Genomic DNA, 15,356 nt, shown 5'->3' with positions numbered 1-15,356 from the left:
AATGACACCCACTGTGACAGGCATGGCGGCTGGGGCGGTCCTTGCGTTCGCCGCGCTCAGTTTCGGCTTCTGGGGATTCCTGCTGACAGCCCTGCTCATGGGCGTCGGCGCCATTCTGGGGCGGACCGCTGAGGGCAAGCTCGACGTGCGCGGACTCCGCGACGCCCTCGCCGGCCGCCGATCATCCTCGTGAGCACCGCTGTCCACTCAGCGGCCGCGCCCGGCCGCCCTCAGTTCAACGGTCACAACAGGATCAGCACCCAGGCGCTGATCAGCACCGCCCGCGCCGTCGCCGCCGAGGCTTTCGGCATCTCCCCAGCCTCGGTCCGCGCCGACTTCTCCGACGATGAGGGCCTCCTCGCGCTGCATCTTGCCCTCCCGCTGCCCATCCCCGCCCTCGCGAGGGTCGCTGACGACGCCGCCGTCCTCGGCCAGTTCGGCGGGCCGGTCCTGGACCGCGCCGCCGGGGCAAAACAAACTATCCTCAACGCCGTTGCAGCGCTGAGCGGCGCACGGCTCAGCAGGGTCGACATCCGGGTCACCGGCGTCACCGTGGCCGAAGGTGCAAGGGTTCAATGACAAGGCAAGCAATGGAGCGCGGCGCGGCAGGAGACGAAACAACGCGACGGCGGGTTCCGGGAGCGGGCGGCGACCTTGAAAACCTCACGGCGCATGCCCTCAGGCGTGAGCTGCATTCCTCCCGTGCGGTGCCAGCGGTCATCACCGGATCAATCGTCGGAGCGGGCTGTGTTGTGCTGCTCCTCGAGGCACTGCTCAAGGTGCTCGACGAAGAACCGCTCCTGGCCGACCTGGAACGGGTTGCCGCGTGGCTTGGGGGACTGCCCGCCGCAGTTCCCGCCGTCTCACTGGTCTCGGGGAGCCTCGTACTCTTCCTCGTGGGCCTCGGGCTGTTCCTCGCAGCGGTGCTGCCCGGACGCAGGGCGCGGTATTCACTGCCGAACGACCGCGCAGCCGTCGTTGTGGACGCGGAAGTCCTTGCGTCGTCCCTGGCCCGCCGGGCCCGCCGGGTTGCGGGGGTGGGCCCCGAACAGGTCCTCGTCACAGTGGGTCGGCGCTCGGTCGAGGTGCAGGTACGCCCCACCTCCGGGATACCCGTCGTCGCCGAGGGCGTCAGGGCCGCGGTCGAGGACGAATTGCGGCTCACCCTGGGAGAGTCCGTTCCAAAGGTCGATGTGTTGATCGCCCCGACGGGGGTGGTGGGCCAGTGAATTCGACTCCGCGCGCGCTGAACCGGCTGCTTCTCGGCCTGTTCGGTCTGCTGCTGATGGCCGCCGGCGGGCTTGGCGCAGCCGTCGCTGTATCGCCGCCCGCCGCCCGGGCCTGGCGTTCGATGGCCGCCGCGGCAGGCGAAGGGATAGAGACGGCGCTGCAGCGCACCCCCGCCGCCGACCAGCGGGGAAGCTGGATGTGGCTTGCCCTCGCCGCAGGCTTCCTCCTCGCGGCCGTCCTGATGGTTGCGTGGATTACGGCCCAGGGCCGGGGCCGGACCGGAATTTTCGTCAACGACAACGACGGCGCCGCGGGCGGGAACGGCGGGGTTCCGGGCAGTGTCTCGATCACCGCGGGGGCAGCCGAGCAGGCCCTGCGCGGTGCACTGCTTGAGCGGGGGGAGCTGGCGAACGCGTCGGTGTCGACCTGGCAGTTCCGGGGCAGCCCCGCCCTGTGGGTGAGGGTGTTCCCCCGGAAAGGTGTTGCCCCCTACAAGGTTGCCGACGATGTCTCGAGGCTCGTAGCGGCCCTCGACCTCGTTCTGGGCCGCCGCACGCCGGTGCTGATCAGCATCAGCACCGGCGCCCGTGCGCGCTTCAAGCGGGCCGACCGCGTGGACTAGGGCTACCGGATCCCTGCCCCGGACTCACCGCCCGGGACGAAGCCACACTGAAGCGTTGGGCGGAAGGTCCGCAATGTTCGCCTGCCCCGTGCTCGCTGCTGCGACCACGTAGCCCTCGGGGACCGGCACCGGAACCGCACCGAGATTGGCAAGAACCAGCATGTCGCTGTTCCGGAAGGAAAGCACTCCCGCAGCAAGGTCGTGGAACTCGGACCACTCAACGGTTCCGGCCCCGAGCAGGTTGTCCTTCCGCACCTGCAGCAACGCACGGTACAGCTCGAAGGTCGACCCGGGCACGTCGACCTGGCGGTCAACCGCATACGCGGCGAAGCCCTCCGGCTGCGGAAGCCAGGGCGTTGCCGCTGCGGTGCCGGCGGCCGGGGTGTAGTCGCCGAAGCCGAACCCCGGAGCGTCCGCCTTCCACGGCAATGGCACCCTGCACCCGTCGCGTCCCCGCTCGGCGCCCGCGGTCCGGAAGAACGCCGGATCCTCCCTGACGTCGTGAGGAAGCGTCGTGTGTTCGGGCAGGCCCAGCTCGTCGCCCTGGTAGACGTAGGCCGATCCGGGCAGCGCCAGCATGATCAGCGCCGCGGCCCGCCCCCGGGCAAGGCCGAGGGCCTCATCGGGCTGCTCGTCCTCCGCGCTGATTCCCTTGGGGAACAGCGTCGGGTTCCGCAGCCCGAACCGGCTGGTGTGGCGCACCGTATCGTGGTTGGAGAGCACCCACGTGTTCCCCGCGTTCACGGCCCCGGCCTGGTGGATGGACTCGTTGATGCTTGCCGTAAGGCGCTGGGCGTCCCACCCGGCCAGCAGGAAGTCGAAGTTGAACGCCTGCTGCATCTCGTCGCTGCGGACATAGTGGAAGAGCCGTTCCATTGGCTCAACCCACGCCTCGGCCACAAGCATGCGGTCTCCCGGGTACTCCGAAAGGACCCGGTTCCAGTCGCGGTAGATCTGGTGGACCCCCGGCTGGTCGAAATAGGGCGGTGTCGGTTCAGGTTCGGCAGTGGCGCCCCTGGTGTCGTCGTCTTTCGCCGACCCCTCGACCATGCTTGCGCGTTCCGACCAGTCCGGGAGCCCGTCGGCCTTGACCAGGCCGTGGGCCACGTCGATGCGGAATCCGTCGACGCCGCGGTCAAGCCAGAAACGCAGGACGGAGATCATCTCCGCCTGGACTTCAGGGTTTTCCCAGTTGAGGTCGGGCTGCTTGGTGTCGAAGAGGTGAAGATACCACTGCCCGTCGGGCACGCGGGTCCAGGCGTTCCCGCCGAAAATGGACTGCCAGTTGTTCGGCGGAAGGGACCCGTCCTCTCCCCGGCCGTCTCGGAACATGTACCGGTCCCGCTCCGGCGATCCCGGCCCGGCCGCAAGGGCCTGCTTGAACCATGCGTGCTCATCGGAGGTGTGGTTGGGCACCAGGTCGACGATGATCTTCAGTTCGAGCGCATGTGCTTCGGCGAGCATCTCGTCGAAGTCCGCCAACGTGCCGAACCGGGGGTCGACGCCGCGGTAATCAGCGACGTCGTAGCCCGCGTCGGCCTGGGGTGAAACATAGAACGGCGAGAGCCAGACGGCGTTGACGCCGAGCTGCCGCAGGTAGGGAAGGCGCGAACGGATACCGGGCAGGTCGCCCATGCCGTCGCCATTGCCGTCGGCGAAGGACCGCGGATAGATCTGGTAGATGACTGCGTCGGCCCACCACGGGCGAAGACGCCCGGGGTCGGCGGAGCGTGGTGCGGTGCCAGTCACTGCGGAACTGGTCATGGGGTCTCCTTACAGGCGGGGTGCGGCGGCCGGAGGTCCGGGAACATCCGCGGGAACGGCGATACAGCGAGTCACAATTTGGTATCGGTGTGTCATGCAGGTCACGTGCGACTTGTTGTGCGTTATGTAAGCGCTTACTCTCAAGGTTATCAATCTGGTGAGGCGGCGGCACGGTTGAGCTCCGCGGTTTCCTTGGAAACCTTGGAGAAACCGATGCGTGGCGCCGGACAAAGGAGTCTGTTTCATGCCAAATCTTCGTACAAAGCGCGCCCTGCTACCGGTCGCAGCGCTGAGCGTACTGACACTTGCTCTCTCCGCCTGCGGTTCAGGCGGATCGGACAATGCCGGGGGAGGGGAAAACGCGGACTGTGCCGCGTACGAAGCCTACGGACAGCATGAAGGCACCGAGGTCAGCGTCTACTCAACAATCGTCGACGTCGAAGCCGAGCTGCTTGAAAACTCCTGGGCCGACTTCGCCGAATGCACCGGCATCGAGGTCGCCTACGAAGGCTCCAAGGAGTTCGAGACCCAGATCGGCGTGCGCGCCAAGGCCGGCAACCCGCCGGACCTCGCGATCTTCCCCCAGCCGGGCCTGCTCGCCGACCAGGCACGCGCGGGCAACCTGAAGGAAGCCCCGCAGGAGGTCTCGGACCTCGTTGACGAGGGCTGGTCGGAGGACTGGAAGAAGTACGGCACGGTTGACGGCAAGTTCTACGCCGCCCCCATGCTCGCGAACGTCAAGGGCTACGTCTGGTACAAGCCGGCCACCTTCGAGGAAAAGGGCTGGGAAGTCCCCGAGACCTGGGACGACATGATGGCGCTGACCGAGAAGATCGCCAGCGAAGAAGCCGAGATGAAGCCGTGGTGCGCAGGCTTCGAATCCGGTGAAGCAACCGGCTGGCCCGGAACCGACTGGATCGAGGACGCCGTCCTGCGCGACCACGGCCCCGAGGTCTACGACCAGTGGGTCGCCCACGAAATCCCCTTCAATGATCCCAAGATCGTCGAATCCATCGACCGGGTCGGCGACATCCTCAAGGATGACAAGTTCGTCAACGGTGGCTTCGGAGACGTCCGCTCGATCCTCTCGACCCCATTCGCCGAGGCCGGACAGCCCGTGCTTGACGGCGCATGCGCCATGCACCACCAGGCATCCTTCCAGGCTGCCAACTGGCCTGAAGGAACCAAGGTTGCCGAGGACGGAGACGTCTGGGCCTTCATGACCCCTCCGGTCAACGCCGAAGATGGAACGGCAATCACCGGCGGCGGCGAAATGATCGGCGCGTACGCCGACCGTCCCGAGGTTGTTGCACTGCAGTCCTACCTGGCCAGCTCTGAGTTCGCCAACGCCCGCGTCGAGCAGGGCGGTGCGATCAGCGCGAACAAGGGCCTCGACCCGGCCGTCGCCACCTCGGAGCTCGACCGCAAGTCGATCGAACTCCTCCAGAACGAGGAAACGGTGTTCCGCTTTGACGCTTCAGACCTCATGCCCGGCGCCGTCGGCGCCAACTCCTTCTGGAGCGGGATCGTGAACTGGGTCAACGGATCCTCGACAAAGGAAATGGTCGACTCGGTCGAGAGCAGCTGGCCGAGCTCCTAGCAGCACCCGACGCCGCCGGCGGCTTACGTTTTCAGCCGCCGGCGGCGTCATGCGCTGCACCCTTCTCTCCAGGGGCAGCCGAATCTTAGACCCACCCCATTCTTCATCACGGACACCAAGGAGGCTGGCCTGTGGAAGATATAGCAGACAAAGGAATCCAGGTGGTGATGGCGCTGGCCATCTTCGCCGCCGTCATCGGGCTGATCATGCTCCTGGTGGACCGGGCGCCGAAATCGTCCCGGGACAAGTTCCAGATCGCCGGGTTCCTCGCGCCGGCACTGATCCTCCTGGGTGTCGGCCTCGTTTACCCGGCATTGCGCACCTCCTACCTGGCCTTCACCGACCGGAACGAGAAGTTCGTCGGCCTCGACAACTTCGTCTGGATGTTCACCCAGCCCGAAGCCCTGATCACCCTGCGCAACACTGTGATCTGGGTGGTCCTTGTCCCGCTGCTCGCCACCGCAATCGGCCTGGCTTACGCGGTGTTCATCGACAAGGCACGCGGCGAGAAGGCGCTCAAGGCGCTCGTGTTCATGCCCATGGCCATCTCGTTCGTTGGCGCAGGCGTCATCTGGCGCTTCGTCTACGCCTACAAGGGGCCGGAACAGGACCAGATCGGCCTGTTCAACCAGATACTCGTGTGGCTTGGCCAGGAACCAAAGCAGTTCCTGCTCGACGCCCCCGAGAACACCTTCTTCCTCATCGCCGTCATGATCTGGATCCAGACCGGCTTCGCCATGGTGGTGCTCTCGGCCGCGATCAAGGGCATCCCCACCGAGATCGTCGAGGCGGCACGCCTCGACGGCGCCAGCCCCTGGCAGCAGTTCCGCAACGTCACAATTCCCACAATCCGCGGATCGCTCATCGTGGTTGTTACGACGATCACCATCGGCACCCTTAAGGTGTTCGATATCGTCCGCACCATGACCGCCGGCCAGTACGAGACTTCGGTCGTGGCCAACGAAATGTATACGCAGGCATTCCGTGCCGGCGAGCCGGGCCGCGGTGCGGCGCTTGCGCTGGTGCTGTTCCTCATGGTCCTTCCGGTGGTCGTCTACAACGCACGGCTACTCCGCCAGCAAAAGGAGATCCGATGAGTGCCATCCCGGCCGAGAACACCCAGAAGGTCTTCCCCGAGCTCAAGGACATCGAACCGGGCAGCCGGCCTCCGATGCAGCGGCGGGTGAGGCAGCGCCTCACCTCGCGCGGCGCCACGGCGGCGGCGATCATCATCGCCGTCATCTGGACGGTGCCGACCTTCGGCCTGCTGATCTCCTCGTTCCGCCCCGAGGCGAATATCAAGGGCAACGGCTGGTGGAACGTCTTCACCGATTTCGAGTTCACCCTCGCCAACTACGAAGACGTCCTCAGCCCGGGCGGCAGCCAGTCTCCGAACCTGCTCTCCTACTTCGTCAACTCGCTGGCGATCGTGATCCCGGGAACCGTCTTCACCCTCGTGATCGGCTCGATGGCCGCCTACATGTTCGCCTGGGGCCGGTTCCGCGGCAAGGACAGCCTCTTCATCTTCGTTTTCGCCCTCCAGATCGTCCCGCTCCAGATGGCGCTGATCCCCCTGCTCCAGCTGTTCACGCAGGTGCTGAAGATCGGTGATTTCCAGGTGCTTCCCAGCGGCACCTACGCCCAGCTCTGGGTGGCCCACACGATCTTCGGGCTGCCGCTTGCCATCTTCCTGCTTCACAACTTCATTGCCGAGATCCCGGGCGAGGTCATCGAAGCGGCGCGCGTCGACGGCGCAGGCCACAGCACGATCTTCTGGAGGATCATTCTTCCGCTTGCCACACCGGCGCTGGCCTCCTTCGGGATCTTCCAGTTCCTCTGGCTCTGGAACGACCTCCTGGTTGCCCTTGTCTTCTCGGGCGGCGGTGCAGACGTCGCACCGATCACCCAGCGGCTCGCCGAACTGCAGGGCTCGCGCGGCGGTGAATGGCAGAGGCTCACGGCCGGGGCGTTCGTATCCATCCTCGTCCCGCTCGCCGTATTCTTCGGCCTGCAGCGCTACTTCGTCCGTGGATTGCTGGCGGGCGGTCTCAAGGGCTGAGCCGTGACGAGCATAGACGACGTCGCGAAGTCACTCGGGGTTTCCACCGCCACGGTGTCCCGGGCGCTGCGCGGGCTGCCCGGAGTTTCTCCGAGCACCCGCGCACGCGTCGAGGACGCCGCCGACGCCCTCGGCTACGTTCCATCCTCTGCGGCGTCGGGCCTTGCCTCGGGGCGCACAATGGCCCTGGGCGTGCTGCTGCCGATGATCGAACGCTGGTACTTCTCGGCCGTCCTCGAGGGAGTGGACCGGCAGCTGCGCGCGGCCGGATACGACCTCGTTGTCTTCAGCCTCGGCGGTACCGGCATCAACCGGGAACGGGTGTTCCACCGCTCCATCCTGCGCAAGCGCATCGACGCCCTCCTCGTGCTGTGCCTCGAGCTCACCGGCTCGGAGCGGGCCTCCCTCCAGGAGCTTGATTCACCGACAATCGTCGTTGGCGGAGCCGTGGAAGGTGTGCGGCACGTCAGCATCGACGACGCCGCCGCCGCAAGCGACGCCGTGGCCCACCTCATCGGGCTGGGCCACACCCGCATCGCGCACCTGCGCGGCGGCGGGTCCTTCGGAATCGAATTCGAGGTGCCCCGGATCAGGGAACAGGCCTACCTCTCCACGATGGCCGCCGCCGGGCTTCCGGTACGGCAGGACTGGAGCGTCTTCGGGAACTTCCGCTTCAAGGAAGGGCGCGAGGCCGCGTTGCGCCTGCTGGCCGACCCGCGCGACCGGCCCACCGCCGTTTTCTGCTCCTCCGACGAAATGGCCTTTGGCGTGCTCAAGGCGGCATCGGAGCTGAACATCGACGTTCCGGGAGAGCTGTCCGTGATCGGCATCGACGACCACGAATTCTCCGACCCGATGGGCCTGACAACGATCCGGCAGAACCCGGAGGAGCAGGGTGCCTTCGCCGCGGCCCTCCTCCTTGCCGAACTCGGGGGCGCCGCCCCTTCGCGCAGGCCTTCGGTCCAGCCGCACCGGCTGGTGCTGCGCCGCTCCACCGGGCCCTTCCGGGCCTGAGCCGGCCCCTGGCGTGCCGCGCCGGCGACGGCTGATAGGTTGTTTTACCTGATCTGTTGAAAGTTCCTGGAGTGTCGATGCCGTTCCCTTTCCCGCGCCTGGCCCGCGCTGCCGCCTTACTCCTCCACCGCGGCGCCGCAGTGCCGGACCGCACGTAGGGCGGCAGGACATGAACCTCGACCGCCGAAAAGTGCTCATTGCATCCTCCCTCGGCTTCCACGGGCTCTACGCAGCCGCGTGCGCTCCTGCACCCTCCTCGCCGTCACCCTCCAAACCGGCACCCTCGCTTCCGCCGCCCTCGGCATCCGCCGCTCCGACGGTGGCGGGGCCGCCGGACTGGGACGGGTTGGCCTCGCGGCTGTCGGGTGAGCTGGCGCTCCCCGGAAGCGGCTCCTACCCGACGGTCAAGCGGATCCAGAACCCGCGGTTCGACTCGGCCGAACCGCTCGCCGTGGCGTCGGCGGCGTCGGCTGCCGATGTGGCCGAGGTGGTGAAGTTCGCCGCCGCGGCAGGGGTTCCCCTTGCCCTTCGGGCGGGCGGACACAGCTACCCCGGCCACTCCTCGGGCGACGTCCCCGCCGCGGGCACGGCACCGTCCGTGGTCCTTGACGTCCGCCGTCTTGCGGAGATCCGCCTCAACGCCGACTCCACGGTCACGATCGGGGCGGGCGCCTCCCTGATCGAGGTTTACGCTGCGGTCGGCCGCGCGGGCAGGGCGTTGGCGGCAGGATCGTGCCCCACCGTCGGGATCACCGGCCTCACCCTGGGCGGAGGAGTTGGGGTCCTCACCCGTGCCTATGGACTCACGAGCGATGCGCTGAAGTCGGTGGAACTCGTCACGGCGAAGGGGGAGGTGGTCATTGCCGACGCCTCCGAGAACCCGGACCTGTTCTGGGCCTGCCGGGGAGGCGGCGGGCAGGTGGGGGTCGTCACTTCCCTGACCTTCTCCACCGTGCCGGCGCCGCGCATCAGCACCGTGTTCCTGCAGTGGGATTTCGCCGACGCCGAACGGGTGCTCCTTGCCTGGCAGGACTGGGCGCCTGCTGCCGATGCGCGGCTGTGGTCGACCCTGAAACTGCTCAGCGGCCAACGCCATGACGCGCCGGTGATCCAGCTGACGGTCACCTGGACCGGTCCCTCTGCGGAACTCGACGCACAGCTGGCCGGACTCCACGGGGCCTCCGGTACGCTCCCGCTGGTGAACAGCGTGCGGCCGGACCGCGACTACCTTGAGGTCATGTTCGCCTATGCCGGATGTGCCGGCCTGTCCGCCGAGCAGTGCACCACCGCCCCGGGCGGATCCCTGGCCCGCGAGGCCTTCAGCGCCACCTCGCACGTGCCCTACGACCGCCTCGACGCCGCCGGAGTGGCTGAACTCGTCGCCAGGTGCGTGCGGGGCCACGAGCTTTCCGGAGCAATCGAAACCGCTGTCTCCCTCGACGCGCTCGGGGGCGCGGTGCGCGACCTCGACGCGGGCGCAACAGGCTTCGGGCACCGGAACGCGTACGCAACGGTTCAGTACACCGCTACGTTCGACGCCGCCCTTGACCCGGCACCGTTCGACGCGTTCGTCCGGGGGTCCCGGGCCATTATGGTGCCCTTCTGGGGCGACGGAGCCTACGCGAACTACGCCGATGCCCAGCTCCGCAACGCCGATAACGCCTACTTCGCCGGCAACGCCCGCCGTCTGGCCCGCATCCGGTCGGCCGCCGACCCCGACGGGCTCTTCCGCGTTCCCAACGCCGGCTGACGGGACCGGTACGGCTCGGTGGTGGTGCCACAAGACCCATACAAATTACTAAGCAGGCTTGCTACCGGGTCGAATGTTTCATAGCGTGGGAACCCGACCGAAAGCCTCCAGCCCGGGTGCTGCGGCGGCTTCACCACCGAAAGGCACGCAATGATCTCGCAGGAACAGATGAAGGACCTGATCGACTCGCGGGGAAGCGTCGTCAGCGATGACGGCCACACCCTCGGGCCGATGGGACAGCTCTTCGTCGATGACAAGACCGGCCAGCCCACCTGGATCACGGTCACCACGGGCCGGGTGGGTAACCCCGAGACCTTCGTTCCACTCCAGGGCGCAGCCGTCGATGGAGAAAACGTGCGCGTTCCCTACACGCGGGAAGCGGTGCAGAGCTCCCCGGACATGTCTCAGGACGGCCACCTCAGCCCCGAGGAGGAAAAGCACCTCCTGCGCCATTACCGGCTGATTCCCGGTGTCGACGGCGTCGGTTCAGACGCCCATCCCGCTGCCGAGCGTTCCCTTGCGGACCGGGCCTCGCGCCGTGAACTTGACGATGCGATGACGCGGTCCGAGGAGCAGCTGCGGGTCCACACCGAAATCCGTCCGACGGAGCGGGTCCGCCTCATCAAGCGGGTCGTCACCGAAAACGTGACATTGACGGTCCCGGTCCGCAGGGAGGAACTCGTGATCGAGCGCATCCCGACGGCGGACGTTGTGGGCCAGGACGGAACCGGTGCCCGCAAGGGTTCCTACACCGACGTCGATCGTGACGAACTCTATGCCGCCGTCGGCTCGGCGTTCGACGGCAGTGAGGTCGAGATCGTCCTCCATGAAGAACGTGCAATAGTCCACACCGAAATCGTCGCCATCGAGCGGGTCCGCCTGAACAAGGAGGTCATCACCCGGGACGAGACGGTCAGTGGCGAGGTGCGCAAGGAAGTCATCGAAGCCGACCGCAGCGATTTCACGGGCAGCGACCTCACGCCAGGCTAGGTGGAGCTAGGACGCCCGCGCCAGCTGGCGGATGGGAATCCAGCGGGACGCAAGGCGGCGGTAGGACGCAGCTGCTCCGGTCATGTCCGCCTCGGCGAGGCTTTCGATCCCGAGGCGGACGTCGGCGGGGGACTCGTCGGGAAATACGAGATCGGCGACGGCTCCGTAATCGATCTCGACAACCGCATCGCGGCGGAACACCTCAAGCCACTGGGCGATGTCGGTCAGCTCTTCGAGCAGGTCGAGCTCGGGTGCGCCGACGGCGAGCTGGGCGATGGCCCGGCGGGCCCGGTCGATGCATTCGTTGACCCGCGCCGAAATCCGCACGGTGCTCACCCGTCCGTCATCTTCGACGACTTCGGTCAGGTCGTCCTCGTGGATCAGGACGAACCAGGCGAAGGGGACCCCCCAGGTCGCCGACCGGGTGTGGAGCTTGGCCACCGAATCGGCAAACGTGTCGGGGTCGAGGCGCGCCTGCTGGGCCTCCCGGGCGGCCTCGGGCACAAGGACGTCAACCAGCGGGCCCCGCAGGGTGGCGTCGAGCGATTCGGCGGCAAGGGTGGTGCGTACCGCGAGCTGGTTGGGGCAGTAGTAGGGCGAGGTGGCCCCTGACACTCCCGGGTAATGGACGACCCGCACCAGGTCCGGTTCGTGGTGCGGGAACGGGTCCGAGACCGTCCGTAGCACCCGGCGCAGCGCCTGCGTGTGGTCCAGCGCCTCGGTGACCCGCCGGCCGCGCGAGCGCTGTTCGAGGATGGCGAGCTGCTGGGCGTCGTCGAACGCGTCGAGCGGCTCGTAGACCCGCAGGTACGAAACGTAGGGGAAAGGCCGGGCCATGCCGGTGGGCCGCCGTCTGTTCACTGTCCGCGGAGCTCCACGATGACGGGCGCATGGTCGGAGGCGCCCTTGCCCTTGCGTTCCTCGCGGTCGATCGACGCGCCTTCGACCCGGGCTGCGAGGGCCGGGGAGCCGAGCACGAAGTCGATCCGCATCCCTTCCTTCTTCGGGAAGCGCAGCTGGGTGTAGTCCCAGTAGGTGTAGACGCCCGGGCCGGGGGTGAACGGGCGGGCGACGTCGGTGAAGCCGGCGTCGATGTAGGCCTGGAAGGCGGCCCGTTCGGGTGGGCTGACGTGGGTGTGCCCTCCGTTGACGAAAAAGTCGATGTCCCACACGTCGTCGTCCTGCGGTGCGATGTTCCAGTCACCCATCAGGGCGATCTGCGCCTCCGGGTCGGCGGTGATCCAGTCCTGTGCGTGCTGGCGGAGCACATCGAGCCACTGCAGCTTGTACGGCATGTGCGGGTCGTCGAGGGAGCGTCCGTTGGGTACGTAGAGGCTCCACACTCGTACGCCGTTGCAGGTCGCCCCGATCGCCCTTGCTTCCTGGACCGGCTCAATGCCCGGCTTGGCGAAGCCCGGCTGGCCGGGGAAGGTGCGTTCGACGTCGTCGAGGCCGACGCGGGAGGCGATCGCCACACCGTTCCACTGGCTCAGGCCGAAGTGGGCAACCTCGTAGCCGGCGTTCTCGAACATTTCCCACGGAAAGTTCTCGTCCTTGCACTTGGTTTCCTGGATGGCCAGGACGTCAACGTCGGACCGGTTCAGCCAGGCCTCGACGCGGTCGATGCGGGCACGGAGGGAGTTGACGTTCCAGGTGGCTATCTTCACGCGTCCTACGTTACCAACCGGGGAGTTTACCGCCGCCACCACGAGTCGAAAATCGTTACCGGGACAGTCCGCTTGTGGCGGGTGATCCAATAGCGGTGTTCAATTGCGGCCGCTGCGGCATCGTCAACGGTCCGGCCCTCGAGGTAGTCGTCGATCTGGTCGTACGTCAGCCCGAGTTCGTGCTCGTCGCTCTGGCCGGGTGCGTCGTCGAGCAGGTCCGCCGTCGGAACCTTGTTGTAGAGCTCCGGCCCGGCGCCCAGTTCCTGGAGCAGCGCGCGGTTCTGCCGCTTGTTCAGCCCAAACAGGGGCAGGATGTCGGCCCCGCCGTCACCGTACTTCGTGAAGAACCCCGTAACGGATTCGGCGCCGTGGTCGGTTCCCAAGACAAGGAGGTTGTGCTGGCCGGCAAGGGCGTACTGGGCGGTCATGCGGGCACGCGCCTTGATGTTGCCCTTGTTGAAGTCGGAGATCACCTCGCCGGTGGTCTTCACGTATTCGTCCTCGAAACCGTCAACAGCGGGGGCCACGTTGTACTCGCGGGTGGTGCGGGGCTGGATGAAGGCGAGGGCGGCCTGGGCGTCTTCCTCGTCCTTCTGCGTGTTGTACGGCAGCCGGACGGCGATGAAATCGGCGTCGGTGCCTTCGGAGCGCAGCTCGTCGACGGCGAGCTGTGCGAGCTTCCCGGCGACGGTCGAGTCGAGGCCGCCGCTGATGCCCAGGACGAACCCGCGGGTTCCCGAGGCCAAGACGTAGTCCTTGAGGAATCCGACCCGGGCCCGTATTTCGGAAGCCGGTTCGATGGTGGGCCGCACGCCCAGTTCTTCGATGATTGTGGCCTGAAGTTCGCGCATCTGCTCAGGCTACTACGGCGGCGTTTCCCCCGTGTTACGGCGGTGCCCGGCGGCAGGCCGCTCAGGTGCTTGCCGGACGGTGGGCCCGGCTTCCATGGGGCTTTCCCACCTCAACCGGCCTGCCCTCACCGGCCGGACGGGGGCCGCCACCGGACTCGATAGACTCGTGATCATGACCGCCGACATCGCCGCCTCCTCGTCCGCAGACCGAGCCCGCCTCCTTGAACTGATCAAGGAACTGGCAGTGGTTCACGAGAAGGTCACGCTCTCGAGCGGAGTGGAGGCCGAGTACTACATCGACCTGCGCCGGATCACCCTGCACCACGAGGCATCCCAGCTGGTGGGGCGCGTGATGCTCGCACTGCTCGATGAAGCAGGTATCGAGTTTCAGAGCGCCGGTGGCCTGACAATGGGCGCCGACCCGGTCGGAACCGCCGTCATGCACGCGGCTGCCCGCCAGGGCCGCGCCGTCGACGCCTTCGTTGTCCGCAAGGCCGCCAAGAGCCACGGAATGGGCAGGCAGGTTGAGGGTCCCGACGTCGCAGGACGGAGCGTGGTGGTGCTCGAGGACACCTCGACCACTGGCGGATCCGCCCTTGCCGCCGTCGACGGCGTCCGCCGGGCCGGCGCCGAGGTGCGGGCGGTCGCCGTAATCGTCGACCGGGATACCGGTTCGAAGGAACGCATCGAGGCTGAAGCCTCAGTTCCCTACCTCTACGCCTTTGGGAAGGACGAACTCGGGCTCGCCTGACCCGACGCAGCGCACGGGAAGCAGAGGGCTGCAGGAGGGAGGGCAAGGTGACCGATGATCCACGGCTCCTGCTTGGCTATTCAACCGAGGTGAAGTCGTTCTCCCGCAGGGCGTTCCTGACCGGCTCGTCCCTGGCGCTGACCCTCGCGGCCGACCTCTACGTCACCCGGGCGATCCAGGAACAGCGCGAAAGACTGCGCATCCTCCCGCTTCAGGATGACCAGGCGGCTGCTCGGTTCCCGCACGACCGCTGGGTGCTGTTCCCCGGCTACAAGACGAGCTGGGAGGAGGGTCTGTGGATCCTCAACGCGCTTCGGCCCGCCCTGGCCCGGCGAGGCCAGCTGGCGGTGATGGGCTATTCCAACAGCGGCCTCGACGTCAGCAACATCGTGGCCGAGATGCACCGGTACGTGCGCAACTTCCAGGTAGAGAAGCTTTACTTTTACGGCCACAGCTTCGGGGGGATGGTCGCGGTCGAGGTCGCCGCACGGCTGAGGGCACGTGACATCCCGGTGGAGCTGATCATCCTCGACTCAAGCCCGAGCACGAAGTTCGACGTCCTCGACCAGGAGATGTTCGAAGGCGTGGTGTTCCTCTACGAGGCCGGCTACAAGGTTCCCAGCGTGGTCCGCGGAGGCTATGAACTTGGCGAACGGATCGTCCACAAGGATGAACGCACCTGGCGACAGATCGCCGACCAGACCCTCGAGCAGCTCTCGCCGCTCGCCCCGAGCAGCGTGCTCATCCAGTCCCAGGCGTCCTACATCTACCACTTCGACCCGACCCGGTTCCAAAAGTCGCTCGGCCGGACCAAGCTGGCCTTCCTCGGCAATCCGGGGGACACCGTGGTGGACTATGCGGCGGCACGGTCCGGCTGGGAGCGGCGGTTCCCCTCCAACATCGTTGTCTCGAACCTTGTCACCGAGGGTGCCCTTCCCGCCCACGCCAGTCCCCAGTGGAACCCGATCATCTACCAGCCGCTGGTGCATTCGGTCCAGAAACAGTTCCTTCCCCTGCCCCAGGGAGGTGCGGGAAAGGCGGCGTTCTAGCCCTGCACT

The 15,356-nt window shown here is 67.0% G+C and carries 16 protein-coding genes; 12 read left to right on the top strand and 4 right to left on the bottom strand.

The window, feature by feature from the left end; genetic code table 11:
- Position 1 precedes the first annotated feature (1 nt).
- Genes AC4D2R_RS11240 through AC4D2R_RS11225 form a run of 4 tightly spaced genes read left to right on the top strand, consistent with a single transcriptional unit; the run spans position 2 to position 1,852 of the window.
- On the top strand, positions 2–193 hold the full coding sequence (locus tag AC4D2R_RS11240) for a DUF2273 domain-containing protein (RefSeq protein WP_490902781.1): 192 nt from the start codon (positions 2–4) through the stop codon (positions 191–193).
- Positions 190–579: a hypothetical protein gene (locus AC4D2R_RS11235; RefSeq protein WP_490940061.1), complete on the top strand. Its 390-nt coding sequence runs from the start codon at positions 190–192 to the stop codon at positions 577–579. The genes AC4D2R_RS11240 and AC4D2R_RS11235 overlap by 4 nt, the downstream gene beginning before the upstream one ends.
- Positions 576–1,229 (top strand): DUF6286 domain-containing protein, encoded by a 654-nt coding sequence (locus AC4D2R_RS11230; RefSeq protein WP_490940060.1) that lies wholly within the window; start codon positions 576–578, stop codon positions 1,227–1,229. Before AC4D2R_RS11235 ends, AC4D2R_RS11230 begins: the two co-directional genes overlap by 4 nt.
- Entirely contained in the window at positions 1,226–1,852 is a 627-nt protein-coding gene (locus AC4D2R_RS11225; RefSeq protein ID WP_490940059.1) for a hypothetical protein, read from the top strand. Before AC4D2R_RS11230 ends, AC4D2R_RS11225 begins: the two co-directional genes overlap by 4 nt.
- A 24-nt stretch (positions 1,853–1,876) precedes the next feature.
- Here the strand turns inward: AC4D2R_RS11225 and AC4D2R_RS11220 are convergent, their stop codons facing one another.
- Entirely contained in the window at positions 1,877–3,616 is a 1,740-nt protein-coding gene (locus AC4D2R_RS11220) for a glycoside hydrolase family 13 protein (protein WP_490940058.1), read from the bottom strand.
- A gap of 244 nt (positions 3,617–3,860) precedes the next feature.
- On the opposite strand from AC4D2R_RS11220, the gene AC4D2R_RS11215 reads away from it, so the two are divergent.
- The 6 genes from AC4D2R_RS11215 to AC4D2R_RS11190 all read left to right on the top strand — a co-directional run bounded on the left by AC4D2R_RS11215 (position 3,861) and on the right by AC4D2R_RS11190 (position 11,029).
- Entirely contained in the window at positions 3,861–5,216 is a 1,356-nt protein-coding gene (locus AC4D2R_RS11215; protein ID WP_490902768.1) for an ABC transporter substrate-binding protein, read from the top strand.
- Between the two features lie 167 nt (positions 5,217–5,383).
- A complete protein-coding gene (locus AC4D2R_RS11210) occupies positions 5,384–6,313 on the top strand; it encodes a carbohydrate ABC transporter permease (RefSeq protein WP_490903307.1) in 930 nt (309 codons plus the stop codon).
- Positions 6,310–7,275 (top strand): carbohydrate ABC transporter permease, encoded by a 966-nt coding sequence (locus tag AC4D2R_RS11205; RefSeq protein WP_490940057.1) that lies wholly within the window; start codon positions 6,310–6,312, stop codon positions 7,273–7,275. Before AC4D2R_RS11210 ends, AC4D2R_RS11205 begins: the two co-directional genes overlap by 4 nt.
- A 3-nt stretch (positions 7,276–7,278) precedes the next feature.
- Entirely contained in the window at positions 7,279–8,289 is a 1,011-nt protein-coding gene (locus AC4D2R_RS11200; RefSeq protein ID WP_490902765.1) for a LacI family DNA-binding transcriptional regulator, read from the top strand.
- 169 nt (positions 8,290–8,458) lie between these two features.
- The gene (locus AC4D2R_RS11195; RefSeq protein ID WP_490940056.1) at positions 8,459–10,039 is read left to right on the top strand and encodes an FAD-binding oxidoreductase; all 1,581 of its coding nucleotides are present in this window, start codon (positions 8,459–8,461) and stop codon (positions 10,037–10,039) included.
- A gap of 150 nt (positions 10,040–10,189) precedes the next feature.
- A complete protein-coding gene (locus tag AC4D2R_RS11190) occupies positions 10,190–11,029 on the top strand; it encodes a YsnF/AvaK domain-containing protein (RefSeq protein WP_490940055.1) in 840 nt (279 codons plus the stop codon).
- Positions 11,030–11,035: 6 nt separating this feature from the next.
- On the opposite strand, the gene AC4D2R_RS11185 is transcribed toward AC4D2R_RS11190, so the two are convergent.
- Genes AC4D2R_RS11185 through nadE form a run of 3 tightly spaced genes read right to left on the bottom strand, consistent with a single transcriptional unit; the run spans position 11,036 to position 13,547 of the window.
- Positions 11,036–11,890 (bottom strand): DUF8083 family protein, encoded by an 855-nt coding sequence (locus AC4D2R_RS11185; RefSeq protein ID WP_490940054.1) that lies wholly within the window; start codon positions 11,888–11,890, stop codon positions 11,036–11,038.
- The gene (locus AC4D2R_RS11180) at positions 11,887–12,696 is read right to left on the bottom strand and encodes an exodeoxyribonuclease III (RefSeq protein WP_490940053.1); all 810 of its coding nucleotides are present in this window, start codon (positions 12,694–12,696) and stop codon (positions 11,887–11,889) included. Before AC4D2R_RS11180 ends, AC4D2R_RS11185 begins: the two co-directional genes overlap by 4 nt.
- Positions 12,697–12,722: 26 nt before the next feature.
- Positions 12,723–13,547, bottom strand: coding sequence for an NAD(+) synthase (gene nadE, locus AC4D2R_RS11175; RefSeq protein WP_490940052.1), 825 nt, complete (start codon positions 13,545–13,547; stop codon positions 12,723–12,725).
- A 172-nt stretch (positions 13,548–13,719) separates the two neighbouring features.
- Between nadE and pyrE the strand changes: the two genes are divergently transcribed.
- Together pyrE and AC4D2R_RS11165 are read left to right on the top strand one after the other, a co-directional pair.
- Complete coding sequence (gene pyrE, locus AC4D2R_RS11170; protein ID WP_490940051.1) at positions 13,720–14,298, top strand: orotate phosphoribosyltransferase; 579 nt, start codon at positions 13,720–13,722, stop codon at positions 14,296–14,298.
- A gap of 47 nt (positions 14,299–14,345) precedes the next feature.
- Entirely contained in the window at positions 14,346–15,347 is a 1,002-nt protein-coding gene (locus tag AC4D2R_RS11165) for a thioesterase domain-containing protein (RefSeq protein ID WP_490940050.1), read from the top strand.
- Positions 15,348–15,356 lie beyond the last annotated feature (9 nt).

The organism is Arthrobacter sp. TJ-217 (genome assembly GCF_058269255.1).
This window is presented reverse-complemented; position numbering and strand designations above follow the sequence as displayed.

Coding starts and splice junctions, on each gene's coding strand:
- AC4D2R_RS11240 (WP_490902781.1), top strand. CDS start 2: ATGACACCCACTGTGACAGGCATGGCGGCTGGGGCGGTCCTTGCGTTC.
- AC4D2R_RS11230 (WP_490940060.1), top strand. CDS start 576: ATGACAAGGCAAGCAATGGAGCGCGGCGCGGCAGGAGACGAAACAACG.
- AC4D2R_RS11220 (WP_490940058.1), bottom strand. CDS start 3,616: ATGACCAGTTCCGCAGTGACTGGCACCGCACCACGCTCCGCCGACCCC.
- AC4D2R_RS11215 (WP_490902768.1), top strand. CDS start 3,861: ATGCCAAATCTTCGTACAAAGCGCGCCCTGCTACCGGTCGCAGCGCTG.
- AC4D2R_RS11210 (WP_490903307.1), top strand. CDS start 5,384: ATGGCGCTGGCCATCTTCGCCGCCGTCATCGGGCTGATCATGCTCCTG.
- AC4D2R_RS11205 (WP_490940057.1), top strand. CDS start 6,310: ATGAGTGCCATCCCGGCCGAGAACACCCAGAAGGTCTTCCCCGAGCTC.
- AC4D2R_RS11195 (WP_490940056.1), top strand. CDS start 8,459: ATGAACCTCGACCGCCGAAAAGTGCTCATTGCATCCTCCCTCGGCTTC.
- AC4D2R_RS11190 (WP_490940055.1), top strand. CDS start 10,190: ATGATCTCGCAGGAACAGATGAAGGACCTGATCGACTCGCGGGGAAGC.
- nadE (WP_490940052.1), bottom strand. CDS start 13,547: ATGCGCGAACTTCAGGCCACAATCATCGAAGAACTGGGCGTGCGGCCC.
- pyrE (WP_490940051.1), top strand. CDS start 13,720: ATGACCGCCGACATCGCCGCCTCCTCGTCCGCAGACCGAGCCCGCCTC.